Origin of the sequence: Leminorella grimontii, from assembly GCF_039789245.1 — a bacterium.
GTDB classification, from domain to species: Bacteria; Pseudomonadota; Gammaproteobacteria; order Enterobacterales; family Enterobacteriaceae; genus Leminorella; species Leminorella grimontii.
The window spans coordinates 2293956-2319591 of record NZ_CP146357.1; the positions used below are offsets into that span (position 1 = coordinate 2293956).

The following is a 25636-nucleotide window of genomic DNA, read 5'->3' on the forward strand; positions in this document are numbered from 1 at the left end:
CTCAACACCATAAATTATCTGACTTATTGTTTAATTGGTTAAATAAGAACGCATCAAAAAATCTACTTTATTCTAACGCATACTCTTCTCCATATTAAACACGCCTTATTCAAATCACCTACAACAACCAACACAATGAAATCACGATCTCGTTACTGTATACTTCTCCCAAAACGGAGGAACCACCATGACCCACAACCTTGCCGATCTCAACGCTGAAGATCGCGAAAAGGTCGACATCGACCTGCACGCATCAGGCATTGCCTATAAAGAACGCTACGGGATGCCGTTCAACTACCGGGACATCGAGGCCATCATCCCGAAGGCGCAGTTAGACTATTTTAAAGAGCGCGTTGAATTTTTCCGCTCTAACCCCTATCGATTGGGAAAGCTTCCCTACAATCCCGGTGAAAAATAGCGCCTAACGCACGCGGCGTTGCGGTCCGTCAGCGCTGCGTTCTTTCTGTCCTCCTTTTTATCCCTGTTTTTCCGTTTACTTCCGTTTAATTCCGATTCTATTCCGGTCATATGACTGTTATCACTCTTTACTATCCGATGCTTGACTATGATCGCCATACTAAAAGGGAGAGATGCGATGTTCTTAGAAGAAAGAAGAACCCACATTCTGGCTTTTCTTGATAAAAACGAGCGGGCTACGGTGAATCAACTGGCAGCCCTGTTTTCTCTTTCTAAAGAAACCATCCGTCACGATCTCAACGCTCTGGCGAATCAAGGGCTGGTTCAGCGCTGTCACGGCGGCGCACAGATCGTTCGCAAATCGTTCCAGTCCGACCTTATCGGCTCGTCCGACAGCGTAAACATCGAGACGCTGTTAAGAAAAATTAACCGGAAAAAGCCCCGCGCGGCGCGCGTTGAACGCACGGGTCAGTTGACCGGTGGAAAAGTCTGCATTTTAGGATCGTTTAACGTCGACATCGTGGCGAAGGTTGAGCGCTTTCCCAAAGGCGGTGAATCCATTATGGCCGTCGACAGCGCACTAGGGCCGGGCGGGAAAGGCGCCAATCAGGCGCTGGCGGCCAGCAAGGCCGGCGCCGACGTGCACTTTGTCTGCAAGGTCGGTAAAGACCGCTTCAGTCAGCTCGCCTATGAGCACCTTTCCGCATCCGATATTCACTCCTTTACGCTTTATCAGTCAGAGAGCGTCCCTACCGGTAACGCTATCATCTACGTTTCCCAGCAAAACGGCGAAAACATGATAGCCATACACTCAGGGGCCAATCAGGCGATAACCGAGAGCGAAATTATTGCGATACACGAACGGCTGGCGCAGTCTCACGTGCTGCTGGTCCAGTTGGAAAACAACTTTGACGCTACGCTTAACGCTATGAAGATTGCCAGCGCCTTAGGCGTCAGCATCATCGTGAATCCGGCGCCCTATTCTCATGAAATTTTGCCGCATCTTTCTCTGGTCGACATCATTACACCCAACGAAACGGAAGCCTCGCTGCTTTCAGGCATCGAAGTCACCGATTGGAAGAGCGCCAAGAAAGCGGCGCAAGAAATTGCCGGCAAGGGAGTAAAGACCGTTATTATCACCATGGGCAACCAGGGTGCGCTGATTTATGAGAATCAGCGCTTTTATGAAGTTTCCGCGTTTCCCGCCGTCGCCGTAGACACGACCGGCGCCGGCGACGCGTTCACCGGCGCGCTGACGGCGGCCGTTGCCTCTGGGCAAAGCATCCGCTGGGCGGCGACCTACGCCTGCGCCTTCGCCTCTTTGGCGGTGGAGCGGGAAGGCGCTGCAAATATGCCGTCTCATGAGCAGGTTTTACACCGCCTGTCTCAAACCGTTCGCCAATAGGCCTTTTTCATCCTTAACTTAAAGGGAGTGTAAAAAATGACCAAGAAGATTATTCTCGACTGCGATCCCGGGCATGACGATGCGATCGCTCTCCTTCTCGCCCACGGCAATCCGGACATCGAGCTGTTAGCGGTGACCACCGTCGTCGGCAACCAGACGCTGGAGAAAGTCACCCGCAACGCGCTGGCGGTCGCCCGCATTGCTAATATCACCGGCGTTCCCTTTGCCGCTGGCGCGGCGCGCCCTCTGGTGCGTCAGGTAGAAACCGCGCCGGACATCCACGGCGATTCCGGCCTGGACGGCCCAGTGCTGCCGGAACCGACGCTTTCTCTCGATGAGCGCCATGCGGTAGATCTGATTATCGACACCATCATGTCTCACCCGCCCAAAACGGTAACCATCGTTCCCACCGCCGGGCTGACCAACATCGCTCTGGCCGCGCGCATGGAACCCCGCATCGTTGAGCGAGTAAAAGAGATTGTACTGATGGGCGGCGGCTATCACGTAGGCAACTGGAGCGCCGTCGCGGAATTCAACATAAAGATCGACCCCGAAGCCGCCCACATTGTTTTCAACGAAAAGTGGCCGCTGACGATGGTCGGCCTAGACCTGACCCACCAGGCTCTGGCAACGCCGGACGTCGTAGAGAAGATTACGGCCGTCGGCACCCAGCCCGCCAAGTTTGTACTGGAGCTGCTGGAATTCTTTGGCAAAATGTACAAAGACGCTCAGGGCTTCGACTACCCGCCGGTTCACGATCCGTGCGCCGTTGCCTACGTTATCGACCCTTCAGTGATGACCGTACAGAAAGTCCCGGTCGACATTGAGCTGACAGGTACGCTGACGCTCGGCATGACGGTGGCCGACTTCCGCGCTCCGGCCCCGGCGGACTGCCACACGCAGGTTGCGGTCAAGCTCGATCACGAGAAGTTCTGGGACATGGTAGTCGACGCGCTTAAGCGCATCGGAGAGGTACGCGTATGACCGCCACTCCGTCTTCAGGAACAAAGGTCAGCGCGTCGGTCCTGATGACCGCACTGCTGGCCGCCTGTGTGGCATTCCAGCTTAACGCCAGCATGCTTGGCCCGGTGTTGGTCACTATCGCGGAAGAGCTGCACACCGACGAAGCCGCCGTCTCCCTGTCGCAAACCGCATTTTTTACCGCGGCGGCGCTGTTCTCTCTATTTTTACCCCGCCTGAGCGATATCAAAGGGCGTAAAAAGGTGCTGAGCTGGATGCTCGCCATCATGACCGCAGGAACCGTACTGGCCGCGCTGGCGCCCAACATCACCGTTTTGTATATCGCTCGCGTTATACAGGGCGTTTCCGGACCGGTAGTCCCCCTGTGTCTATTGATGCTGCGCCACGAGATTTCCGACGCAAAAACCTACGGTACGCTGATGGGGATAGTCACCGCCGTTAACGGCGGCATCGCGGGGATCGACGCCATTGCCGGCGGGCTTTTAGCCGCCAACTTCGGCTTTCGCTCCGTATTTTGGACTATCACCGTCATTGCGGCGATAGCCACCCTGATGGTGATGAAGTGGGCGCCGGAGTCAAAACCGTCCGAAGGCGTCAAAATGGACTGGCCGGGCGTTATTCTGCTCGTTCTGTCTCTGGCGGCCATGCTGATTGCGCTCGGACAGGCCGGTAATCTGGCCGCTGCAAACTGGCCGCTGGTATTCGGCTTAGCCGCCTTTTCTATCGCCATGTTCATTGCGTTCTGGCAGGTAGAAAAGCGCAGCCAGCAACCGCTGGTCACGACCTACTATTTGAAACAGCGCAGCACCTGGGCGTTATTGCTGACCACTACGCTGACCATGACCGGTATTTTCGCCGTTGTTAACGGGCTGGTGATGTCGTTTGCCCAAAATCAGGCCGTTGGTTTCGGCATGGGCGCGGATACCGCAGCGCTCGCATTCTTAACGCCCTATGCGCTTATCGGTTGGCTGGTTGGCCCCTTCTCCGGTCGACTTGCGCCTACGCTGGGCTATAACCGCGTTTTACGCCTCGGAATCATAGGCAGCCTTATTTCCCTAGGCTTGATGATGCTGATGGGGCTTAACTCGCTGCCTTGGCTTATCGCCGCCGTCTTGCTGATAGGCGTTAGCTACGCGGGCGTCGCCAACATTATGCTTAACGGACTCGGCATCGTGCTGTCGCCTAAGGATAACCCTGGGTTCCTACCCGGTATGAACGCCGGCGCGTTTAACCTCGGCGCAGGCCTGAGCTTCGCCCTGCTGCCCGCCGTTCAAATCATGACGACGCCGACGGGAGGCTCAACGCCTGAAGGCTATTTCAACGGCATTCTGGTTGGCTTGGGCATCACCGTTCTGGCCCTGCTGAGCTCTTGCCTGATACCAAGGCCGGTCGACGCAGAGGTGAAACCTTAAGCGGCCCAATATATTGGTTATTACGCAAAGAGGGCGTGGATTTATCCACGCCCTCTTTTGTTTTCTCGATTTTTACTTCTTGTTTTACCTATTGATTTCCAAAAGCTCTGCGTCTCTTTTTCCGTCTGAAATCCGCTCAACGGATTAACGTATGCCGCGGATAGTAATTCCACCAACCTTTGACCCCGTTTTGGGCATAGTGCTGCCTTCAGACTGGCTGCTTCCATTGGTCGACGCGCTTCCCGCTTTACTGCCGCTGGCGGAGATACCCGCCTTTTTAATACAGTAATTAGCCGTATCGGTCATCACTTTCTGGACTTTCGCCTGGGTTGGGTTGTCCATCGACTGAATCTTTTCAACGTCTTTCTCATGGCGAGATTCAATACACTGGCAGACTTTCACGGCCTGGCTGCGCGTAATTTTCGAGTTCGCCTGTTGCTGCATATCCGCGCAAGCCTCGACATAGCCGCTGTTGGCGGCAAAGGCCGCTCCGCTGATAAATAGCCCGGCGCACAGTAAAAGCGTATTTTTAAACATGAGCTTCATCCCTGATTAATAAAGAAATTAGATGGAATCATTATCTGACGGCGCCAATTAGTCAATACCGGTAAGCGTATTAACTCTATTTTTCATTGCGTTTTTTTCTGTACGTAGAAATACCCCCCTTCCTTTTGTACGCTTTCTTATCCACTTTCGTTAATTTCTCTATACGCCATCTAAAAAGGCTTTTCCCGGCCTCCACTTTGCTGACGGCGTTCGCGTGATTAAAATCACGTTTAATAAATTAATTAATGAAACATACACTGTAATAAGTGATTTTCATCACATGATATAGAGAGGAATGCGTGATGAAGACGATACAAAACCTATTTTCCCGCCTGAATCGGCTGGTTAATGCGCTATCAAGGCCTGCCTTCTATGATATTCCCGGCGAAGGGGTTGAAAAGACTAAAAAATAAAGCCACAGAAGTGGCTTTATTTCTCTATCCCAGAAACTATCTCACAATCAACACCGACGTCGTCGCGTAACGAACGATGCCTGAAGCGTTGGATCCTAACAGGTGAGTCGTGATGTTCGGCCGTCTTGAACCAATGACGATTAGGTCAGCCGAAACCTCTGAACAGGTAACGGCTATCTCATCCCTTGGCGAACCAAAGGCTAAAGAATAAGAGACGGACTCCCGGGGCAGGTCTATCGAATCGGCTAGCTTTTTCAGCTCTTCTTCGGCCTTAATTGACGCCTTGTCCTTAAATTCCAGGTATCCAAGCGCATAGGAGTTAATAATGGCCGTTGAAATAGGCAAAACGTGGAGCAGGTGGATTTTGCCTCCCGTCAGCTTCGCCAGATAAACCGCGTGCTTAATGGCGTTGTTGGTAAGTTCTTCTTCCAGAATATCCACAGGGACTAAAATAGACCGGTACATAGCGCACTCTCCTCTATTGATACATGACCCTATTTCAAATGTAAAAAGATACCTTTTAACTATATTCACTCTACGGAAATTTTTTTGTGAACCGGCTAACCGAATCGGCAATGAAAAAAATTTGCTATATCGTTTCTGCAACGTCCTCACATTCATCTGGATATACGTTGCATAGCGAGCCATGATGCTAAAGAAAAGGCGTTTCTTCCTGTTATCTACTGCACTTAAGCCTCGCTTAATGAAAACGCCAATCCATCACTATTATTAATTTGTCGCTAACCGGGACCTGTGACACTTTAAATTCAGCAGCGTTAATTCTATCTCTGCGTTTATAATAATAAATTGACAGCTATACCAAGGTGATAGCCCTCGCTTTACGCGTGGGCTTTTTTTTTACCGTATGCCTAACCGCCCGTTATCGTAAGGCAGCGTCATTTTCGCCATGGGCGATCGGAAAGCCTTTCTTTTAACAGGGAGATGAAACCGTCGACTTTAGGCGAACTGCGCCGCTGTTCCCCCGCCACCAGCGCGACGATGTCCGCATCCGGCAAGGCATAATCTGCAAGCACTCTTATCAGCGTTCCCTCTTTTATCTGCGGCGCCACGTCCCACTCGGAGCGCATGATGATGCCGTTTCCCAAAAGTCCCCATTGTTTAACCACCTGCCCGTCGTTGCTCGCTAGCAGAGGGTGAATGCGTTTGGCTACCCGGTTTCCCGTAGCGGGATCGGCAAAACGCCACTGCGTAACGTCTTCGCTGTTTTCCCTTAATGCAATACAGTGATGGTGATGAAGATCGTCCGGCGAAAGCGGCATGCCCATACGGGCGATATATTCCGGCGACGCGCACAGGTAGCGCGCGTTTTTAGCAAGCAAAACGCGCTTAAGCGAAGAGTCTCTCAGCTCACCGATATAGATAACGATGTCCCAATCCTGCGCCGTCGACCAGTCCGGCGCGTCGGAAAGTGAAAGCTCAATGCGAAGCTCCGGATGTATACGGCTAAATTCACCCAGCAGCGGCGCCACGTAGCGATTGCCAAAGCCCAGAGGCGCCAGCACGCGCAGCGTGCCGCACACTTTCTGCGAACGGTCGTCCAACAATGCCTGAAGCTCATCCATGTCGTCCAGTATTCTGCCCGCACGCTCCAGCAGCAGCCGCCCTTCCTCACTAAAACGCAGCCCCCGCGCCGGTCGTTGAATAAGCTGAACGCCCAAGCGTTTTTCCAACGCCTTCACCCGAAGCGTAACGGACGCAGCCGATACGCCCAGGTATCTTGCCGCAGAGGCCAGGCTCGGATGTGAGGACAACTCCCGCACAAAGCGCAGATCGTCGCTGCTTATCATTAAGTTTCACCTTAACCTATAACTAAATTAACGTTTATTTTCATCTTATGAGAATGATGAAAAACTACAAACTCTTTTTACAGGGGGGAACTATGAACGCAGACCAGCTGACCGACGGCCTTCAAACGCCTTTTTTGCTTATTGATAAAAACAAACTTCAGGCTAACGTCCACCGCCTACAAACGCGCATTGAGAGCCTGGGCGCCGTTTTGCGCCCGCATCTGAAGACGGTCCGCTCTCTCGAAGCGACCGCGCTTATTTTGCCAACCCGCAGCGCGCCGGCTACGGTTTCAACGCTGGCCGAGGCAGAGGCGTTAGCCGATGCGGGCTACGACAACCTGCTGTACGCCGTCGGTATTTCCGCCAACAAGCTGGAAAGAGCCGCTGCGCTCTTACGCAGAGGCGTTAATCTGCACATTTTGTTGGACAGCCTGGAGCAGGCCGCAGAGGTCGCCGAGTACGGCCTTGCTCACGGCGTAACGTTCAGCGCCTTTATCGAAATTGACTGCGACGGACATCGGGGCGGCCTGCCGGCTGCCGACCCTGCGGTTGTTGATATCGCCCGTCGCCTGTCCGGCGCGGGGGCCCGCTTTCAAGGGCTGTTGACCCATGCCGGAGAGTCCTACTCCTGCTCGACGCCGGACTGCATTCGCGCCGCGGCGCGTCAGGAATGCGGCGCGCTGCTACAAACCGCCGAACTGCTGCAAAGCCAGGGGATCGCCTGCCCAACGCTCAGCGTAGGCTCCACGCCTACCGCCCACTTCGCCGACGATCTGACGGGCATCACTGAGGTTCGAGCGGGCGTATTCACTCTGTTCGACCTCTTTATGCATAACGTCGGCGTCTGCGCCATGGACGACATCGCCATTTCCATCGTCGCCACCGTTATCGGCCACAATAAGCGTCGCAACACGCTGTTTATCGACGCCGGCTGGATGGCCCTTTCCCGCGATCGCGGAACGGCCTCGCAGAAGCAGGACTACCTTTACGGTCAGGTGTGCGATATGTCCGGCACGCCCCTGCCCGGCGTTCGGGTAAATTCCGCCAATCAGGAGCACGGCCTTATCGAGCTGCCCGCCGACGGCCCTTGCGCACTTGAGCGTTTCCCTATCGGCAGCCGCCTGCGCATTCTGCCGAACCACGCCTGCGCGACAACCGCCATGCACCTGCAGTATCAGGCCATTGACGAAAAAGAAGGAACTCGGGAAGTATGGACGCGCATTACCGGCTGGTAGTCGCGTGCGCTTTTAAGAACATTCGTTTATAAGAATAAGCCGCAGCTATGCGGCTCAACGCATGTCAAAACAACGAGGATTTAAGTGACAACGTAACTAAATGAGCTTAAATGACCTCATTCTCGTTTAACATCGAATAAACTACCGCCAGCTCGGAGACCGTCTTGGCGTTCAGCTTTTTCATCAAGTTGGCCCGGTGGACTTCTACCGTTCTGACGGCAATATTCATTTTATCGGCCACCTGCTGGTTTTTATAACCCTGCGTAATCAAAGAAAACATCTCTTTCTCACGCGCCGTCAGCTGGTTCACCAATCGGCGATATTCCCACATGCGTTTATGCCGTTCAGACAAAAGCAGCGCTTTCTCAAGCGCTGCGGCAAGAGCGTTGCCGTCCACCGGCTTTTGGAAAAAGTCGACGGCGCCCTTTTTAAAAGCATCCACCGCCATGGGAACGTCGCCCTGCCCGGTTAAATAAATAACGCTCAGCGGGCTTTCTTTCTCATTCAAAATACGCTGAACCTGCTGGCCGCTCAGGCCCGGCATGCTGCTGTCCAGTATGACACAGCCCGCTTGCTCAAGATCGACGCGGCTTAGAAAATCCTCTCCGCTAGCGTAAACTGCAACCTGAAAGTCGTACCCCTCCAGCATGAATCCAAGCGAACTGCGAACGGAGTCATCGTCATCAACAATATGAATATTTGCCATATCTCTACCGGTTAATCCGGCCCGTCAGTAAGAGGAAATACAATCTCAACGGCACAGCCGTGAGGCAGAACGTTAGTCATGGTCATCCGCCCATGATGGCTTTTCACCACGTCTCTGCATATCGCCAATCCCAGCCCCAGCCCCTCGTCTTTCGTGGAATAAAACGCGCTTTGCAGCAGCTCAGGCTCCGCCGTCATACCGCTTCCGCTATCAACGATTTTGACCGTGGCTTCCCGAGAGGAAAAATGCAGGTAGACAGTAATAAACGCGGAAGATTGACCGTATTGACGGCAGGCGTCGATGCCGTTTTTTATCAGATTAAGGATCAGCTGCTGAAACCCTACCGGGTCGATAAAGACCTGCCGCTCTTCGCCGTCGCGATGAAACGTTACCGATATGCGATGCTTGTCCAACTCATATCTTAAAAGCAGCAGCGTGTCGTTAATAATTGCCGCCATATCGCTCGGCGCTTTCATGCTGGCGCGCTTGTTAATCAGCCCTCTCAGGCGCAAAACGACATCGCTAGCGCGGCTAACCTGATGCTGAATCTGCTCCAACACCGGCAGCAGTTCGGCGGCAGGCTTCCCTTTACCAATGCGCATCAGCCCACCCTGACTGTAATTTTGGATTGCGGCCAAGGGCTGACTAAGCTCGTGCGCAATGCTGCCGCCAAGTTCACCGACGACGGCGACCCGCTGCGCGTGTTCCAGCATAGCGATTTTTTCGTTTAGTTCGTTTTGCGTTTGCTGCAGGCGACGCTGATTTTTATTAAAGCGGTACTCCAGCAGGAAGTGGTAAACGTTGAGCACCACAATGAGCAATATTGCCAACCAGCCCCACTGCTGATTAGCCTTCAGCCAGACCAGCGCCTCTTTCCACCACGGATTTTGCAGAGGATGCATATCCAGATCCTGATACAGCCGGTCGATGGTTAGCTGGCTAACCGGCGTCGTCCACCCCAGCGAGTCAGCGGCGACTGAAGCCGGATGATTCTCAGGCAAGGCCAGCAGAGCGGCGGTAACGCGCTTTGCCATGGCGTCCGATACCTTGCCCGTTTTAGCAAAAGACCAGTTGGGATAAAGCCTGGTTGACGTTTGACAGGCGAATCCCAGCGGAGCCTGATTGTCCAGCACTCGAAAGCCGTTCACCTCGACCCGCCCTTCGCGGATCATGTTCTCCAGCTGACACACGGGTAAAATAGCGCCTTCAATCTTACCGTCGCGCAGTCGATAAACAATGGCGTCCAGCGGGAATCCGTCAAACTCAATAGAGGAAAAGAAGCGGGCGGGATCGTTCCCCGCCTGCTGCATTTCTCGCTTTAGCGTCAGGTAGCCCCCGAACGCCATTTCCGACACGGCGGCGATTTTTTGCCCCTTCATATCGCTGAGGTGGCGGTAAGGCGAATTCTGTCTGACAACGAAGGCGGAGCCGATGGCGTGGGTCGTTCCGCCCTGCTGACGGCTTCGCAGCGTAGCCAGCCAGGAAAACGGATATTGCCGCCCCAATTGGACCGACTGCCCGGGGTTGGTGATAATAAAGTCAACGCTCTGCAACTTAACTGCGTCAGCCATCTGTTCAAGCGTATAGGGATGCAACTCAAAGCGAACGTTGCCAACGCGCTGTGACAGCCACGCCATCATCGGACGCCAGCGCTCAACCGCAGCGAGATCCCCGCGCGTCGCCAGCACGCCGACGTCTATCGTTTCATCCGCCGCTTCGGGATGCGGCTGTGCCATTGCGCTGCTTGAAACGGCGATACCTAACGCCAACGCAAGCCAAATCATCCTCTTTTGTATCTGTTTAAACATGGCTATCCCATATCGATCGCCAAACGGCCTTTCCAGTTGAGCAGTCCCCTAAGGTTACCCGCTTTAATCCGTCTGAGCGAAAAAATCCCCTTCGATTCCTTTGTTGTAGATCAAGAAAGCCCGATACATGTGGAAAACCACAATAGTCGGAAAAAGCCTGCGACGTTAACAATAGCTCCGTATCGAATCACACACTTTCACTGTCAGTTAACGGGATTTCGCTATGGATAAAAACAGACGCCATTTACTTTCCGGCCTCGGCTTAATCACCGCCGGCGCCGCGCTGATCCCGACCGCGCGGGCGGCCTCGACCTCTGACGGACCGAGAGAAGGAATGCGCGGCAAACGCTTTGCAATGGTGATTGACCTGCGCAAGTGCGTAGGCTGCCAAGCCTGTACCGTCGGCTGCGCTATCGAAAATCAGGCGCCGCTGGGGCAGTTTCGCACAACGGTTAAACAGTATCAGGTTTCGATCCCCCCAACCGATATCACCCCCGGCCAGGTCAAAGCCTTTATGCTGCCGCGCCTGTGCAACCACTGCAACGATGCGCCCTGTATACCGGTTTGCCCGGTTCAGGCTACCTACCAGCGTGCAGACGGCATCGTAATGGTTGACAACCAGCGCTGCGTGGGCTGTGCCTACTGCGTACAGGCCTGCCCTTACGATGCTCGTTTTATTAACGAACGCACGCTAACCGCCGATAAGTGCACCTTCTGCGCGCACCGTTTGGAAGCGGGCCTGCTGCCCGCCTGCGTGGAAACCTGCGTCGGTGGCGCAAGGGTAATTGGCGATCTAAACGATCCCAAAAGCGAAATTAATCGGCTTTTGAAAGAAAACGCGGCGGATATCAAAGTGCTCAAGCCTGAGCAAAAAACCGCGCCGCACGTTTTTTATATCGGCATGAGCGAGGAATTTACCTCTCACGTAAAGGGTAACCCGGTCGCCTATACGCCCCAGGGGGAAACGCTATGATAATCACTGAAATCCTTGTTCCCGCCCAGGAAACCGCATGGCTACCGTGGGCCGTTCAGTACTTTTTCTATATTGGGTCAGCTTACGGGGCGGCCATTCTGTTTACGCTGTCCCTGCTGCGTCATCGCCAAACCTCACCGGCGTTAAGAAGCTCGCTGGCGCTGGTATTAGCCATTTCTGCCGCCGTCGGCCCTTTGGCCCTTACGGCCGAACTGCATCAGCCAGGTCGGGCGTGGCACTTTTTCGCTCATCTGACCCCCAGCTCGTGGATGTCGCGGGGCGCCGTTTTACTGCCGTTGTTTTCTTTACTGGCGGTACTGACCGCCTGGCTTTACCTGCGTCCGTCAATACGCGCCCTAGAACAACACCCTAATTCAACGATGCGCAGACTCGCCCTCCTGTCGCTGGGAAAATGGCCTACGTCGCCGCGCACCTTAACGCTCGTTGCTTTGATTACCGTGATTTCAGGGCTCAGCGTTGCGCTTTATACCGGCGCAGAAGTCGCCGCTGTCGCCAGCCGCCCGCTTTGGCATCAGCCAGCATCCCCACTGCTGTGGTTTGTCACCGCCTTTTTAGGAACATCGGGTTTGACTCTGTTGATGCTGTCGACCCTTAGCCGCTTTTCGGCGCCCGATGCGTCGTTTATCCGCAGGGCGATCCTCATCTCTGCACTACTGAGCAGCCTGCTGTTTCCGCTTTGGCTCATCAACGGTCAGGGAATGAATCTAATGATTCATGACGTTTGGCGTTGGCGCATCGGGGGCGTTATGGCGCTGCTTATCGCCTGTTTCATTGCCGCTAGCCGTTCTACGCTTTCTCGCCGGTGGGCCGCTGCGCTCGGCCTTCTTTCTGTGGCGGCCTGCTGGTTCGTTCGCTGGGTAACGCTGTTGAATGTTCAAAGCGTGCCGCGCTACGACGCCGGTCTTTACCCCTATGCCCTGGACTGGGGAACGTCCGGCGTTTTAGGCATTGTCGGTATGGCCGGACTTTGGCTCGCGCTTGCCGTCGTAACGTCAGGCGTCATCGCTAACGATACGTCGCCCTCCCGTTTATCCAACGTTTCAACCGTTCAAGGTGACCGTCATGAATAAGAATCGCCGCAACCTTCTTAAAGCCGGGCTGGCCGTCGGCGGAACCTCCGCGTTTATCGCCGGTTATGGGCAAACGGCTAAACACATACTGGAGGGCGTCATTACCGGCTCTTCTGGAGAAAAGCCTAAACATGCGCACTTCGGCAATTCGCTTGAGCCGGAATACCAGATAACGCACAAGGAGCGCCTGATCGCCAATCCCAATCAGCGCGTAAGTCCGTCAATGTGCCTGGGTTGCTGGACGCTGTGCGGCGTCCGGGTGAGAATCGACAACAGAACGGACGAGATACTGCGCATTTCCGGTAACCCCTATCATCCTCTTTCTCAAGAGCAACAGCTCCCGTTTGAAACGCCGATAAAACGGGCCTATCTGTCTCTGACCGGGGAGTCCGGCACGGGTGACGGCCGTTCCACCGCCTGCGCCCGCGGCAATGCGATGCTGGCGCTGCGCAACAGCCCCTATCGCATTACTCAACCGATGAAGCGAGCAGGGAAAAGAGGAGAAGGCAAGTGGCTCCCCATCAGCTATGAACAACTCTTAAATGAGATCATCGAAGGAGGAGACCTGTTCGGCGAAGGCCACGTCGACGGCCTGCGGGCAATCCGCGATATTGAAACGCCGCTGGACGCTCAAAACCCAGAGTACGGCCCGAAGGCCAACCAGCTGTTGGTTACCAACGCCAGCGATGAGGGCCGCGACGATATTCTTAAACGCTTTACGTTTAACGGCTTCGGCACGCGCAACTTCAGTAACCACGGCGCCTACTGTGGTTTTTCATTCCGTGCGGGGTCGGGCGCGTTGATGAACGATTTGGATAACTATACTCACGTTAAGCCCGATATCGAAAACGTTAAGTTCGCGCTGTTTATCGGCATGTCCCCGGCCCAGGCGGGTAATCCGTTCAAGCGCCAGGCACGACAGCTTGCCAGCGCCAGAACCCGTCCCGACTTCGAATACGTCGTTGTGTCTCCTTCTTTGCCCGCGTCGTCCAGCCTATCGGCCGGCGACAACAACCGCTGGCTGCCGATAAAACCCGGCTCCGACGCGGCGCTGGTGATGGGCATGATCCGCTGGATAATCGAAAATGAGCGTTTCAACGCCCTGTTTTTATCTCAGCCCGGCGAAGCTGCCATGGCGGTGGCCAATACGGCCCACTGGAGCAACGCCACTCACTTAGTTATCTGCGACGAGCAGCACCCAAGGTGCGGCGCATTTCTGCGCGCGTCTGAAATGAATATGCCCTACGGCGGCGAACCGTTGTCCGACGACGATGTGCCTTTAGTTATCGACAAAGCGAGCGGGCAACTCACACTAAGCACGCAGCCTGCACCCGCTCAGCTGTTTGTTGATACGAAAATAGCGACACCGTCGGGAACGGCTCACGTGAAGTCCTCGCTCCAGCTGTTAAAAGAAGAAGCGATGAAGTACGACCTGGATTTCTACAGCCGAGAGTGCGCCATCCCCGTTGAGGAGATTATCCAGCTGGCCACCCGGTTCACCAGCCACGGAGATCGGGCCGCCGTCGATACCCACGGCGGCACCATGCACAGCAGCGGCTTTTATACCGCCTATGCCATCCTGATGCTCAATGCGCTGATCGGCAATCTGAATGTCAAAGGCGGCGTGATGGCCAAGGCCGGGCGCTACCCTACCAGCGGAAAGGGGCCAAGATATAATTTTGCGCAGTTTCCCAACAAAGTTGTTCCTAAAGGCGTTTTCATTTCCCGCAACCGGTTTAAGTATGAGAACACCAGCGAATACCGGCGCAGAGTCGATGCGGGCCAATCCCCCTATCCCACCCGCGCCCCATGGTATCCGTTCTCTCAGCCGCTGATGACCGAACAGCTAAGCGCGGCTATAGACGGCTATCCCTATAGGCTAAAGGCCTGGATAAACCACATGGCCAATCCGCTGTACGCTATCCCGGGAATTGCCGCGCTGTTGGAAGAAAAACTTAAAGACCCACAGCAGCTGCCGCTCATTATCACTATCGATCCCTTTATCAGCGAAACCGGCGCGCTGTCGGACTATCTCATCCCTGACAGCGTAACCTACGAAAGCTGGGGCATGGCCGCGCCGTGGCACGGCGTGCCGACAAAAGCCACCACCGCCCGCTGGCCCGTAGTGAACTGCCTGAATGCACATACGCCCGACGGTCGCCCTATCAACATGGAGAACGTGATTATTGATATCGCCAAGCGGCTTAAGCTCGGCGGCTTTGGCGAAAAGGCAATACAGGACGCCGAAGGAAGCTGGCGCGATATTCACAGCGCGGAAGACTACTATCTGATGGCGGCTGCCAATCTCGCCTTCATTGACGGCGGCGTGCCCAACGCCAGCATGGAAGACGTTCAGCTGTCCGGCCTTGAGCGTTTACTCCCCGCGATGGAAAAAACGTTGGCACCCGACGAGCTGCTCAAGGTCGCCTACGTGCTTGCCCGCGGCGGCCGCTTTGAAAACGCTTCGGAACGCTATCAGGGAAATAGGATGAAACACCGCTGGAAAAAGCCGCTGGCCGTTTGGAATGAAACGCTGGCAACCAGCAGAAACAGTCTGTCAGGCAAACGCTATGTCGGCTGCCCTACCTGGTATCCGCCGCTGACGGCCGACGGCACGCCGCTTCGACAGGTTTATCCTGAGGGCGAATGGCCGCTGCTGCTGACCAGCTTTAAATCCAACGTCCACAGCAGCGTTTCTCAGCTATCCCCGCTTCTTAACTGCGTTAAGGGCGCCAACCCGGTTTACATTCACCCTCAGGACGCCGAGCGATTTGCTATTTCTACCGGCGACGCCTTTACCATTGCAACGCCGGGCGGAGAAATGCGAGCTGCCGCCATCGTCGTGGAAGGGGTTATCCCCGGAACGCTGGCGATAGAGCACGGATTCGGCCATAAAGAACTCGGAGCCAGAGCCCATACCGTTGGAGATAGGCCGCAGGAACCGCGCACAGATGACGTTAAGGGCGTCAATATTAACGACATCGGCCTCACCGATCCGACTCGAGAAGGAAAAGGCGTCCTGCTCGACTGGGTGGTCGGCTCTGCTGCAAGACAGGCGCTGCCAGCGAAGATATCGCGCAGCTAATCCCTCCTCGACGCGTTTATTACGGCAAGCCGCCCGCCGGGCGGTTTGCGTTTATGCCGTATAAAACACATCCTCACTCTTCGCCTTCTGCTACCATATCCCCACACAAACGGCTTAAGAGGGGAAAGCGGTGACCGAGGTAAAATACGCCTATCATCTTAAACGCAGCGCGATTTTGTTAGGCATCCTGTTTTTTGGCTGGTTTACCGGCTTTTCCTACCAGCAGATAGACCAAACCTCTAACTGGCTGGAAGTCGGCCGTTCGGCGACCCTCACGGTAGAACAGACCAAAACGCTGCTGGCCGCAACCACGGCCATATTTGCTCTGCTCACCATAATGTCTCTTATCGCTCTGGCAAACAGCTTTATTTCCTCACGCTGCCGCCTGATCTTCGGCGATAGTGCCGTCAGCTATCCAAAGGGGCACGTGTTTCCTAAAACGATTGAGGTCCCCTATCGGGATATCATCAGCATCGAGCGGGTTAACGCGCAGTTTAATGAGGCTATGGCGGTGACCACTTTGCAGGGCAAGCACGTAATTCAAAAAGGCATGATGAAAAACGAAGCGGCGTTCACCGAGGCGTACGAATACTTGAAAAAGAAGATCGAGGCGAAAGGCTAACACGCCGCGACAGCGCGGCGCGCTATATGTAAAAAGGCTATTTCTTCATTAAATCCTTCAGGTTTGCAAAGGGGCTATAGGTCGCCTCGCCTACCTCTTTCTGTGCATCTTCGCCGGCAACGACCGTCGTACCATACTGTTCCGCTTCCGTATACTTCGAGTGTTCATGGTCGTGGCAGTACAGGCAAAGCATTTCCCAGTTGCTACCGTCTTCCGGATTATTGGAATGGTCGTGATCGATGTGGTGAACCGTCAGTTCGCGCAGGTTTGAATAGGTAAATTCGCGCGCGCACCGCCCGCACACCCAGGGAAAAAGCTTCAACGCCTTCTCCCGATAGCCGCTCTCCAGCCTGGCATAGTTTTTAGGAATGTAAGCCATAAGCCCCGTTCTCATTAATGTTCGATAGAAAGCGCCATTTTAACGCTAAAAAAACCGGGTGAACAGTCGGCGTTAAGGCCCGCTCTCACTTAGCGTCAGCGCGCAACACGTTCCTATTTCCCCTTGCGATTTTTTGATTAATCGCCTTCTTCGTTTTTTAATTAAGAAAGAATTAACAGGAACGTTTCCATTTACTTCTTTATATTAGCTACACCGGTAAGCTTAATCGAGAAATCTAATTATAAATATATTAAATGCATATTTAATTAATCTCGAAATCGTAAAGAACCGTAAAAATAATTAATGACACAGATCACAAAAATATAAAACCAAATGAAAGTGGAATATGTAATGAAAATGAAAAAAGCATGCATACAAGAAAAACAAATAACATTTATCTCAAATATAGATATATCAAAAAACTTCTTAAATGATCTTCTCACACGCATATAAACAGAATTTAATAACGGAATAGATCTTATGAAAATTGAATAATCCTTTTCCGATTTATGGAAAATTAATTAATTGTTAAATAAAAGAAACAATAAGCGTTTTGGCATTCCGCCACAAACGCTTTCCATCAGGCTTATCCCCTTAAAATTAATGACTAAAATCAAAAACCACTCAGTCTTTATGGTTATCTTATGCTTCGGTGATACCTCTTTGTGATTAATTTTTAAGGCAAGGATCACTTTCAGCCCCGCCGCCTCCCCGGCGCGGGCTGGCTAATAAAAATAGCCGACAAAGGGTGTCAGCACCCAAGAAGCAATGCATTTATTCTTATACCAAGGGGCCCACAATGAGCATACGTCGACGATCGCTTTCCTGTGCGCTGTTACTCTCGTTCGGAGTAATGTTGCCTCCCACCGTAGCGCAAGCGCAGCCCTCCGCCGCGCCCGCCGCTACGTCAGGAGCACCGGCGCAACAGGCGGCAACACCGCCGGTTGAACCGTATCCTCCCCGCACGCTGGAAGGATACGTAGTTCAGGAAAAAGATTATTGGGATTATCTGCTTAAAAACCATCCCGTTTTCAAATATCAGGCCGCAGGCCGAATAGTAGGCGAACCCCAGCTTAGCGACCGGGGTGAAGAGTTTGTAGAAATTAGCGGCGGCAAAGCCTATGCGGAAAAACACGGGCGGCCGACCTCCATCACTTATCGCCTGGGCGCAGAATCCTTTCTGGATTTACCCAACAAGTTTGTTGGTCCGGAGAAGTGCGGAGAATGCCACCCGGCACAGTATGAAAAGTGGGAGCGCTCGCGCCACGCCAAGACCATTCGCTTCCCAAGCGAGATGGACGAAGTGCCGGATAAGGACTTCCATAAAGGCATGTACGGCAGTAAAGCCTCTATTCTTCCACAGGGGATTACGCACGACGCTATCTTCGCTATCGTCGGTACGCCGCGAACCAAATACGGCTTTGTTGACAGCTACCTTGTTCGCGGAACCTACCACATTAAAGATGGACTGTTAAAAGACGGCACCGGTACGCTGGTCGCCGGCGGAAACCAGTTCTCTCGCGGCTGGGCGGAGACCTTAACGCCAGAAATGGTGAAGAAGATCGCAAGCTACGTACCGGGTTTCCCCACCAAGCCGGAAGACTTTGGTATCCGAGGCTCTGAAGTATGGGGCATGACGTCTTACGGCGCATCCGACCGGAAAAACTTCCTGTTCCAGCCCGCCAGTTCCTATTGCGAAGTGTGCCATACCTTCAAGTTCGACTTTAAGAATTCGAATGAATTCTTCGCCGCTCTCGGCAAGCCGGAAGAGCTTAGGAAGCATACCATCAGTAAAGGCATCGCCTGTGAAGAGTGTCACGGTGCGGGCGCACACCTTTACGGCGCGCGCGGCGCGGGGATGCCTTCTAACTGTGAACGCTGCCACCAGCGCTTCGCCTGGGACCCTAAAGACGCCGAGAAGAACCCTAAAAATCCGTTCAACTCTTACTTCAAGTCCGCCTGTCCGGCTTGCGGTACGGAAGGTTCGCAGATGTTCAACACCGCCCACTATGAAAAAGGGATGCGTTGTTCTACCTGTCACGATCCGCATGAAGTCACTTCCAACGACTGGAAGTCCGGCTTTACCCGCACCAACCTGAAGAAGCAGTGTACGGACTGCCACGAACAGCAAAAGCAGTTTATGGCTCAAGGGGATACCCACAGCAAAAACAACTGTACCGCCTGTCACATGCCTAATATGGGCAGCTGCGAGAACTTCGCGGCGATCCAATTCCCCGATATGGCTGGCTTCGACAACGTTCGTAAATCGCATATCTGGAAGATTAACGTAGACGAAAAGGCGAAAACGCTGAACCCGCCGGAAGGAAAGCCGCGTGATTCTAGCGTCAAAGGTTGGACCATCGCCAAGCAGGACGGTAAAGGCTATATCGACCTGATGTGGTCCTGTGGACGCACCAGCTTCAGCGATATCGACGTTGCTGAAGGCGGCGGCTGTCACAGCCCGGTGCAGACCGTGCTGTCTGAAAGGCTGCAGTTCAAAGATCAGGAAACCATCTACGGCAAGGTTGTAGAGTGGCAGACCCCGGTTAAAACCGGCTACGCCGAGATCGAAAACGGACTGAAGCTTATCGACAAAAAGCTGCCTAAGAGCGGCCTGAGCCTGGACGAAAAAGTTCAAGTTCAGCTGTTTGCCAAGCAGGCTCGAGAAATTGCCGATGCGGTCAAGAAAGACGGTTCGTGGGGCGTCCATGGCCCACATTACACCAAGAGCCGTATTGAGGAAGGCCAGGCCTATATTCAACAGGCTCAGGCTATTCTGAGCGGCGAAGCCCGCAAAAATAAAGGCAAAATGTAATTCAGCGCCATCACTCATTGAACTACGTCAACGGCGCCCGCAGGGGCGCCGTCATATTCAACCGGTAAGGACGTTCTATGTTAATTCGACATACGCTTATTCCCGCACTGGCGCTCATTGGCGCGGTCGCCCTCTCGCCACTGTCTTACGCTGGTGGCATGGAAGCGCCCGAACGCGTTCTTGATGAATACACGCCGATGCACATCACGCTGAATCAGGCTGAGGCCATGCACGGGCAAAAAAACGTCTACTTTCTTGACGTTAACCCCGATGAAATCTGGAATCAGGGGCATGTTCCCGGCGCTATCCACATCAATCAGGAAAAGTGGCAAAGCCTTCTCCCCAAGGACAAGAACGCAACGCTTATTTTCTACTGCATGAATAAGCTTTGTACCGCCAGCACCGATGCAGCCCGAGAGACGAAAAAGCTTGGCTATACGCACGTATACACCATGCCGGACGGCGTTTTCGGATGGATGGAGTCAGGGAAAGACCTCGAACGAGGAGAAATGCCTAAAACGGACTTTACGCCAGGAAAGAGCTAATTTCCTATCCTTGTATCCAAAGGGCGCAATGCGCCCTTTTTTCATTGCCCGCATTTGGCCCTTAGCGTACGTTTCTGCGCTTTTTTGAGAAATCCGACTCCCAGTCCTGCGCTTCTATTTTTCAGGCGCTACGGCTTCATTAGGCGGCTTAAACGCCGCCATTCTCTGTCGGCAAGCAATAATGCGCGGGCAGAAAAAAGCCACTCGCATTCACGAATGGCCTTATGTTTCTCACGCTATGCGGCGTTAAGGGCGCGCTTTTCCACCGGACTGCGCCAGACGTATGCTCTCTTCTATCGCCGCGATGCGTTTGTCATTTGGCGGCAGCAGATGCAGTAAACGCTTCCAAGCGCGAACGGCCTGCCCGTAATCCTGCAGTTCGTAAGCGTTATAGCCGAACAGGCTAAGCGCCTGAATATTATCGCCATCCTTGTTCAATACGCCGACCAGAACCTCGCTGGCGAGGATATTGTCATTACGCTCTTCGGAACGCACCAGAAGCTCCGCATATCCCAATTGGATATCGACGTTTCCCGGCGCTCTGCGGCTGGCTTCGGCAAACGCCTCTATGCCGGTGGTCATGTCGCGCATATACAGCCCCAGTCTTCCCAACATAACCCAGTCGTCAACCCGCTCAGGATGCTCCGCAAGCTCGCTGCGAAGCCCTACGGCCAGCGTCGCCAGCTGCTGCCTGTCCATACTCTCAACGCCGGATTCAATCAGTGTTTGACGCAGCGCGGGAAGCTGATTCACCCCCTGACGCCATTCGTCCACCTTTTGATAGCTGCCGTTTAGCCAATAAACGCCGATAGAAACCGCAAGCAGCAGCGCCACGCCGGGAAGCGCCAGCATAAGCCGGTGGTTTGCCGAGGATGAGGAAGGCCCCGCCTTTTTCTCCTTCTGCGGCACGTCCTCCAACAGGTTGAACTGCAGCTCCTCTACCATCGGCGCGGCGTCCGCAACCAGCCCCTGCCCCTCTTCGCGGGCAAGTTCGTCCAGCCGTTGCTGATAGAAGCGCTTGTTCAGTTCGTCTCGCGCCAGCGATGATTGCGCTTTTTCACTGCGACGATACAGGGGCCAGACAAAGGCAAAAACGCCTATCAAGAGCGCCAGTACGATGGTCAATATCAGTGACGTCATGATGCGACTACCTCTCTTTTTGCCGCCTTAAGGGGACGATATCGGGCGTCCAGCATGCACAGAATGCCGCCCAATGCCATAAACAGGCCTCCAAACCAAATCCAGCGCATAAAGGGCTTATAGTACAATCGAACGGACCACTGCCCGTCCCCCAGATTTTCTCCCAGCGCGCCGTAAAGATCGCGGCCAATGCCAGCGTCAATCGCCGCTTCCGTCATCACCATTTTAGTCGTTGCGTAATAGCGTTTTTCAGGCGTCAGCGTCGCAACCTGACCGTCGCCTTTTGTGACGACCAGCGTACCCACGTCCGCCGTATAGTTGGGGCCGTCGATAAGCTTAACGTCGACGAGCTTAAAGCTATATCCCTCCAGCGCCACGCTGTCTCCGGGCTTCATGCGCACGTCTCTTTCAATGCTGTAGTTTTGGCTGAAAGCAATGCCGATAACCGTTACCGCAAGTCCCATATGGGCAAGAAACATACCCCACTGGCCGGCCGACAGCCTGCGGGCGCCTTGCCAGAACGAATGCCGATAGGTAATGCGCTCGTAAAAGGCAAAGCAGCTGAGCGTGGCTACCCATATCGCCATCATGAGCCCGATAAACGCAATCACCGAAAAGCGGGATTCGGTCAGCAAAAGGCCCCAGGAGATGCCGACGGTTAGCAGCCCCCCAATCATCAGCCGCTTGGCCAGCGGTGACAGAGAGTCTCTGCGCCAGCGCACCAGCGGGCCAACGCCCAACAGCAGCGCAAACGGGGCCATAATCCAGACAAACATGGTGTTAAAAAACGGCTCGCCGATAGAGATCGAGCCCAATCCCAGCTGCTTATGCACCAGCGGCAGCAGCGTTCCCAGCAGTACGACCAGCATGGCGGCCGTCAGCAGAATATTGTTGGCCAGCAGCATCGTCTCTCTGGAAAACAGGTCATAGCGTACTCGGCTCTTGTTCACCTGCCCGCCCTTAAAGGCGTACAGCAGCAGAGAGCCGCCGATAACCAGCACCAGAAAGCCCAGAATGAACATGCCGCGCGTCGGATCGGAGGCAAAGGCGTGAACCGACACCAGAATGCCCGAACGCACCAAAAACGTTCCCAGCAGGCAGAGCGAAAACGACACAATCGCCAACAGCACCGTCCAAGCTTTGAAGGTTCCGCGCTTTTCGGTGACGGCCAACGAGTGCAGCAGCGCCGTTCCTGAAATCCACGGCATCAGCGAGGCGTTTTCCACCGGATCCCAGAACCACCATCCGCCCCAGCCAAGCTCGTAATAGGCCCAAAACGACCCCAGCACGATGCCCAACGTCAGGAATATCCAAGCGGCCAGCGTCCAAGGCCTTGACCATCTGGCCCAGGCGGTGTCGAGCCGCCCGCTCATCAGCGAAGCGATGGCGAAGGCAAACGCGACGGAAAAGCCGACGTATCCCATATAGAGCAGCGGCGGGTGGAAAATCAACCCGACGTCCTGTAGCAGCGGATTCAGATCATGCCCGTCGATAGGGAAAAACGGCAGCAGACGCTCAAACGGGTTAGAGGTCAGCGTCACAAACAGCAAAAAGCCAACGTTGATCATTCCCATCACCGAAAGCACCCTGGCGACCGCCTCAAGCGGCATACGGCGGCTGAACAGCGCAACGGCCAGCGTCCAGGACGACAGCAGAACGACCCAAAGCAGCAGCGATCCTTCATGCGCCCCCCAGGCGGCGGCAATGCGGTAATATACCGGAAGCTCACTGTTGGAGTTGTTAGCGACGTATACCACCGAAAAATCATTGTTAATCAGTGAATAAACCAGGCACAAGAAGGAAATCATCGTTGATGCGAACAGCGCATAGCTCAAAGGCCGTGCCGTATTCATTATCTGTTGATGTTGGCGATAGGCACCGATGAGAGGGTAAACGCTAAGCAATGCCGCCAAGGCTAAAGAGAGCGACAGGAAAAAGTGGCCCGTTTCCGGTATCATGACGGCGCTCTCCCGGAGTTAACACGCTTTTTGCTGACACAGATATACGCAGAGTGCTTCATCTATCGCTTCCTTCACAGAAAAGTATTTATTAAAAAAATCGATATAGAATCTTTTATCTCATTATTATTTTGGTCCAGTCGAGGTTCAATTCTGGCCAAATCTTAGTAAAATCGATAACGCTAACCACTTTATCTAATATATTAAATTGTCTTTGAGATAGTATCGGCAAAGGCAAAATGCTTAAACCGCATTATTTCGCTTTATTGCTCCACATCAAATAATAAATCCGCCCATCCTGGATGAATGAAGTTTATTTTTCATACCAAATGTTAAATTGAGATAGATCAATCAAAGTCGCTATAAATAACTCTAAAGTACTAACTGGCTTTTAATACCCAAAACAGGTGCCAAAACAAGTAAAGCCAATATATGAAATGCGGATAACAATTATCCCTATAACGCATTTTTCTATTCCTTTATGGAGTAGTCATTTTTATTTTTCACTATTTTATAAAAATTAAAAAAGACTGGAATCGTGTTAAGAGGAAAAAACAATGACCCCCGTTTTTCTATTTAAGCCTCTGTCGTCAATACCTACAGCCTCCCCTTTTCCGCCAAGGATCGTAGAGCAAGCGCAGGAACTCGCCAAAGCCGGTAAAAGGAGAATGCCATGAGCCACTCTCGCCGCCGTTTTTTACTGGCCGTCGGATCCGCCGTATTAATAGCAGGTTCGGGAAGAGCGATCGCCAACGCCATGACTCAAAAGGGCAAGCGCTACGCGTTAATTCACGATGAAACCCGCTGTATCGGATGCAATGAATGCGCCGTCGCCTGCGCCAAGGCCAACGACGTTCCCGCGGGCTACTCGCGCCTTAGCATGATCCCTCTGCCCAAATCCGAGCAGAACGACAATGAAGAACGCTACTTTCGCCACTCCTGCCAACAGTGTGACGATGCGCCCTGCATCAGCGTCTGCCCGACCGGTGCCTCCTATCGGGACGAAAACGGCATCGTACAAATTAATAAGGCGCTGTGTTTAGGATGCGATTACTGCGTTTCGGCCTGCCCTTACGACGTGCGCTATATCGATCCGGTTAAGCACGTCGCCGATAAGTGCGACTTTTGCAGTGAAAAGCGCCTGAGTCAGGGATTCATGCCGGTCTGCGTCAGAATTTGCCCGAAAAACGCGCTGTTTTTCGGCGAAGAAGAAAGCGCAGACGTTCAGCGCCAGCTGCGCGTCGGCACCTACTATGTCCATCAGCTGAAAAACGTCGGTAAGCCCCATATTTACCGCATCGTTTCTTTATAAAAGGAGGCAAACGATGAGCCACTCATGGAACGCCGAGCAGTTTCAGTCTCAACTCTCCTCCCACGTTACGGTGTATACGCCCGACTATTGGCCCACCTGGCTGATTTTAATCGCTTTGGCGATAGTCGGCATGCTGGCCGCGTTGGGTCTCCACGCCTTTTTACGCTATAAGCTTGCCCCCAAAATCAGGCTTGGGCATCAGCATAAAAGCTATTTGTACCCCATCAGCGTCAGGGCCTGGCACTGGAGCAACGCGGCGCTGTTCGTCGTACTGCTGGCCAGCGGCCTGCTTAACCACTTTGCGGTAGGCCCCTATCAGCTCATGGCGACGCTGGTTCAGGTACATAAAATCGCCGGCTTCCTCCTATTAATAAGCTGGATAGGTTTTGTGCTAATCAACGCCTACGGCGGAAACGGTCACCACTATATCGTTCGCTTCAAAGGATTTGTGGGCCGTGCGGTTAAACAAACCCGGTTCTATCTTTTCGGCATCATGAAAGGAGAGCCCCACCCTTTCGAATCCAATGAGGAAAATAAGTTTAATCCTCTGCAACAGGCGGCCTATGTCGCCATAATGTATCTTCTGGTGCCCGCGCTGCTGCTAACCGGTTTTCTGTGCCTGTATCCCTCCTTAGGGCTGGCTGCGGGAATGGGATTTTGGGCGCTGAAGCTTCACTTTGTGCTGGCTCTGGCGGGCCTGATGTTTATGCTGGGCCACCTGTATCTTTGTACGACGGGCGATACGCCGACCACCTCTTTTCACTCAATGATCGACGGCTATCATCGCCATCATGACATTGAAATTATCAGTGAAAATAAGCCGGTGGAAGCGGCGCAGCGGCGCGCTACCGGCCAAACGGTGACACCGTAGCGTAAGCGTAAACAAACAAAAAAGCCGCCGCGCCAGGTACTTCATACGTATCTGGCGCGATGCTTTACAAGAAAGATATTTCATAGAAAAAGAAGCCTTAGTCCAATATTTTAT

Annotated in this window: 20 protein-coding genes and 1 pseudogene; 13 read left to right on the forward strand and 8 right to left on the reverse strand. The window is 53.6% G+C overall.

Going from position 1 to position 25636, the window contains the following annotated elements; translation table 11 throughout:
- The first annotated feature begins 187 nt into the window (after nucleotides 1–187).
- The 4 genes from V8L73_RS10765 (at nucleotide 188) to V8L73_RS10780 (ending at nucleotide 4215) form a co-directional block, all read left to right on the forward strand.
- Complete coding sequence (locus tag V8L73_RS10765; protein WP_027273024.1) at nucleotides 188–418, forward strand: DNA polymerase III subunit theta; 231 nt, start codon at nucleotides 188–190, stop codon at nucleotides 416–418.
- 177 nt (nucleotides 419–595) lie between these two features.
- A complete protein-coding gene (locus tag V8L73_RS10770) occupies nucleotides 596–1822 on the forward strand; it encodes a PfkB family carbohydrate kinase (RefSeq protein WP_347252974.1) in 1227 nt (408 codons plus the stop codon).
- 36 nt (nucleotides 1823–1858) lie between these two features.
- Nucleotides 1859–2806: a nucleoside hydrolase gene (locus V8L73_RS10775; protein ID WP_027273022.1), complete on the forward strand. Its 948-nt coding sequence runs from the start codon at nucleotides 1859–1861 to the stop codon at nucleotides 2804–2806.
- Entirely contained in the window at nucleotides 2803–4215 is a 1413-nt protein-coding gene (locus V8L73_RS10780) for an MFS transporter (protein ID WP_347252975.1), read from the forward strand. The genes V8L73_RS10775 and V8L73_RS10780 overlap by 4 nt, the downstream gene beginning before the upstream one ends.
- 144 nt (nucleotides 4216–4359) lie before the next feature.
- Here the strand turns inward: V8L73_RS10780 and V8L73_RS10785 are convergent, their stop codons facing one another.
- The 3 genes from V8L73_RS10785 to V8L73_RS10795 all read right to left on the reverse strand — a co-directional run bounded on the left by V8L73_RS10785 (nucleotide 4360) and on the right by V8L73_RS10795 (nucleotide 6982).
- Nucleotides 4360–4752, reverse strand: a complete 393-nt coding sequence (locus V8L73_RS10785) for a hypothetical protein (protein WP_027273020.1) — start codon at nucleotides 4750–4752, stop codon at nucleotides 4360–4362.
- 458 nt (nucleotides 4753–5210) lie between these two features.
- Nucleotides 5211–5639 (reverse strand): universal stress protein, encoded by a 429-nt coding sequence (locus V8L73_RS10790; protein WP_027273019.1) that lies wholly within the window; start codon nucleotides 5637–5639, stop codon nucleotides 5211–5213.
- Nucleotides 5640–6070: 431 nt separating this feature from the next.
- The gene (locus tag V8L73_RS10795; protein ID WP_347252976.1) at nucleotides 6071–6982 is read right to left on the reverse strand and encodes a LysR family transcriptional regulator; all 912 of its coding nucleotides are present in this window, start codon (nucleotides 6980–6982) and stop codon (nucleotides 6071–6073) included.
- 92 nt (nucleotides 6983–7074) lie between these two features.
- On the opposite strand from V8L73_RS10795, the gene V8L73_RS10800 reads away from it, so the two are divergent.
- The gene (locus V8L73_RS10800) at nucleotides 7075–8217 is read left to right on the forward strand and encodes an alanine racemase (RefSeq protein WP_347252977.1); all 1143 of its coding nucleotides are present in this window, start codon (nucleotides 7075–7077) and stop codon (nucleotides 8215–8217) included.
- Nucleotides 8218–8323: 106 nt separating this feature from the next.
- Here the strand turns inward: V8L73_RS10800 and V8L73_RS10805 are convergent, their stop codons facing one another.
- Nucleotides 8324–8923, reverse strand: coding sequence for a response regulator transcription factor (locus V8L73_RS10805; protein ID WP_027273016.1), 600 nt, complete (start codon nucleotides 8921–8923; stop codon nucleotides 8324–8326).
- An 11-nt stretch (nucleotides 8924–8934) separates the two neighbouring features.
- On the reverse strand, nucleotides 8935–10731 hold the full coding sequence (locus V8L73_RS10810) for a sensor histidine kinase (protein WP_347252978.1): 1797 nt from the start codon (nucleotides 10729–10731) through the stop codon (nucleotides 8935–8937).
- Nucleotides 10732–10954: 223 nt separating this feature from the next.
- Here V8L73_RS10810 and dsrO point away from each other — a divergent pair, with 223 nt between their 5' ends.
- The 4 genes from dsrO (at nucleotide 10955) to V8L73_RS10830 (ending at nucleotide 16502) form a co-directional block, all read left to right on the forward strand.
- A complete protein-coding gene (dsrO, locus tag V8L73_RS10815) occupies nucleotides 10955–11704 on the forward strand; it encodes a sulfate reduction electron transfer complex DsrMKJOP subunit DsrO (protein ID WP_347252979.1) in 750 nt (249 codons plus the stop codon).
- On the forward strand, nucleotides 11701–12795 hold the full coding sequence (gene nrfD, locus V8L73_RS10820; protein ID WP_347252980.1) for an NrfD/PsrC family molybdoenzyme membrane anchor subunit: 1095 nt from the start codon (nucleotides 11701–11703) through the stop codon (nucleotides 12793–12795). The genes dsrO and nrfD overlap by 4 nt, the downstream gene beginning before the upstream one ends.
- Nucleotides 12788–15880, forward strand: a complete 3093-nt coding sequence (locus tag V8L73_RS10825) for a tetrathionate reductase subunit A (RefSeq protein ID WP_347252981.1) — start codon at nucleotides 12788–12790, stop codon at nucleotides 15878–15880. The genes nrfD and V8L73_RS10825 overlap by 8 nt, the downstream gene beginning before the upstream one ends.
- A gap of 130 nt (nucleotides 15881–16010) precedes the next feature.
- The gene (locus tag V8L73_RS10830; RefSeq protein WP_261830843.1) at nucleotides 16011–16502 is read left to right on the forward strand and encodes a hypothetical protein; all 492 of its coding nucleotides are present in this window, start codon (nucleotides 16011–16013) and stop codon (nucleotides 16500–16502) included.
- A 37-nt stretch (nucleotides 16503–16539) separates the two neighbouring features.
- Here the strand turns inward: V8L73_RS10830 and yajD are convergent, their stop codons facing one another.
- Nucleotides 16540–16881, reverse strand: coding sequence for an HNH nuclease YajD (yajD, locus tag V8L73_RS10835; RefSeq protein ID WP_027273010.1), 342 nt, complete (start codon nucleotides 16879–16881; stop codon nucleotides 16540–16542).
- Nucleotides 16882–17680: 799 nt separating this feature from the next.
- Here yajD and V8L73_RS10840 point away from each other — a divergent pair.
- On the forward strand, nucleotides 17681–19696 hold the full coding sequence (locus tag V8L73_RS10840; RefSeq protein ID WP_347252982.1) for a multiheme c-type cytochrome: 2016 nt from the start codon (nucleotides 17681–17683) through the stop codon (nucleotides 19694–19696).
- Nucleotides 19697–19773: 77 nt separating this feature from the next.
- Nucleotides 19774–20241, forward strand: coding sequence for a rhodanese-like domain-containing protein (locus V8L73_RS10845; RefSeq protein ID WP_071783231.1), 468 nt, complete (start codon nucleotides 19774–19776; stop codon nucleotides 20239–20241).
- 246 nt (nucleotides 20242–20487) lie between these two features.
- Here V8L73_RS10845 and ccmI read toward each other — a convergent pair whose 3' ends face one another.
- Nucleotides 20488–21381: a c-type cytochrome biogenesis protein CcmI gene (gene ccmI, locus V8L73_RS10850; RefSeq protein WP_347252983.1), complete on the reverse strand. Its 894-nt coding sequence runs from the start codon at nucleotides 21379–21381 to the stop codon at nucleotides 20488–20490.
- On the reverse strand, nucleotides 21378–23339 hold the full coding sequence (locus V8L73_RS10855) for a heme lyase CcmF/NrfE family subunit (protein WP_347252984.1): 1962 nt from the start codon (nucleotides 23337–23339) through the stop codon (nucleotides 21378–21380). Before V8L73_RS10855 ends, ccmI begins: the two co-directional genes overlap by 4 nt.
- Nucleotides 23340–24012: 673 nt before the next feature.
- On the opposite strand from V8L73_RS10855, the gene V8L73_RS10860 reads away from it, so the two are divergent.
- Both V8L73_RS10860 and phsC read left to right on the forward strand, forming a co-directional pair.
- On the forward strand, nucleotides 24013–24651 hold the full coding sequence (locus V8L73_RS10860; protein WP_261830840.1) for a 4Fe-4S dicluster domain-containing protein: 639 nt from the start codon (nucleotides 24013–24015) through the stop codon (nucleotides 24649–24651).
- 13 nt (nucleotides 24652–24664) lie between these two features.
- Nucleotides 24665–25441: pseudogene (gene phsC, locus V8L73_RS10865) on the forward strand (thiosulfate reductase cytochrome B subunit); the annotation flags it as partial.
- Between the last annotated feature and the right edge of the window lie 195 nt (nucleotides 25442–25636).

Bases quoted from the DNA above. Each gene is read 5' to 3' on its own strand.
- ccmI (WP_347252983.1), bottom strand. From the start codon at position 21,381: ATGACGTCACTGATATTGACCATCGTACTGGCGCTCTTGATAGGCGTT.
- V8L73_RS10825 (WP_347252981.1), top strand. From the start codon at position 12,788: ATGAATAAGAATCGCCGCAACCTTCTTAAAGCCGGGCTGGCCGTCGGC.
- V8L73_RS10765 (WP_027273024.1), top strand. From the start codon at position 188: ATGACCCACAACCTTGCCGATCTCAACGCTGAAGATCGCGAAAAGGTC.
- V8L73_RS10785 (WP_027273020.1), bottom strand. From the start codon at position 4,752: ATGTTTAAAAATACGCTTTTACTGTGCGCCGGGCTATTTATCAGCGGA.
- V8L73_RS10860 (WP_261830840.1), top strand. From the start codon at position 24,013: ATGAGCCACTCTCGCCGCCGTTTTTTACTGGCCGTCGGATCCGCCGTA.
- nrfD (WP_347252980.1), top strand. From the start codon at position 11,701: ATGATAATCACTGAAATCCTTGTTCCCGCCCAGGAAACCGCATGGCTA.
- V8L73_RS10845 (WP_071783231.1), top strand. From the start codon at position 19,774: ATGTTAATTCGACATACGCTTATTCCCGCACTGGCGCTCATTGGCGCG.
- V8L73_RS10770 (WP_347252974.1), top strand. From the start codon at position 596: ATGTTCTTAGAAGAAAGAAGAACCCACATTCTGGCTTTTCTTGATAAA.
- yajD (WP_027273010.1), bottom strand. From the start codon at position 16,881: ATGGCTTACATTCCTAAAAACTATGCCAGGCTGGAGAGCGGCTATCGG.
- V8L73_RS10840 (WP_347252982.1), top strand. From the start codon at position 17,681: ATGAGCATACGTCGACGATCGCTTTCCTGTGCGCTGTTACTCTCGTTC.
- V8L73_RS10800 (WP_347252977.1), top strand. From the start codon at position 7,075: ATGAACGCAGACCAGCTGACCGACGGCCTTCAAACGCCTTTTTTGCTT.
- V8L73_RS10810 (WP_347252978.1), bottom strand. From the start codon at position 10,731: ATGTTTAAACAGATACAAAAGAGGATGATTTGGCTTGCGTTGGCGTTA.
- V8L73_RS10795 (WP_347252976.1), bottom strand. From the start codon at position 6,982: ATGATAAGCAGCGACGATCTGCGCTTTGTGCGGGAGTTGTCCTCACAT.
- V8L73_RS10775 (WP_027273022.1), top strand. From the start codon at position 1,859: ATGACCAAGAAGATTATTCTCGACTGCGATCCCGGGCATGACGATGCG.
- V8L73_RS10805 (WP_027273016.1), bottom strand. From the start codon at position 8,923: ATGGCAAATATTCATATTGTTGATGACGATGACTCCGTTCGCAGTTCG.
- V8L73_RS10790 (WP_027273019.1), bottom strand. From the start codon at position 5,639: ATGTACCGGTCTATTTTAGTCCCTGTGGATATTCTGGAAGAAGAACTT.
- V8L73_RS10855 (WP_347252984.1), bottom strand. From the start codon at position 23,339: ATGATACCGGAAACGGGCCACTTTTTCCTGTCGCTCTCTTTAGCCTTG.
- V8L73_RS10780 (WP_347252975.1), top strand. From the start codon at position 2,803: ATGACCGCCACTCCGTCTTCAGGAACAAAGGTCAGCGCGTCGGTCCTG.
- dsrO (WP_347252979.1), top strand. From the start codon at position 10,955: ATGGATAAAAACAGACGCCATTTACTTTCCGGCCTCGGCTTAATCACC.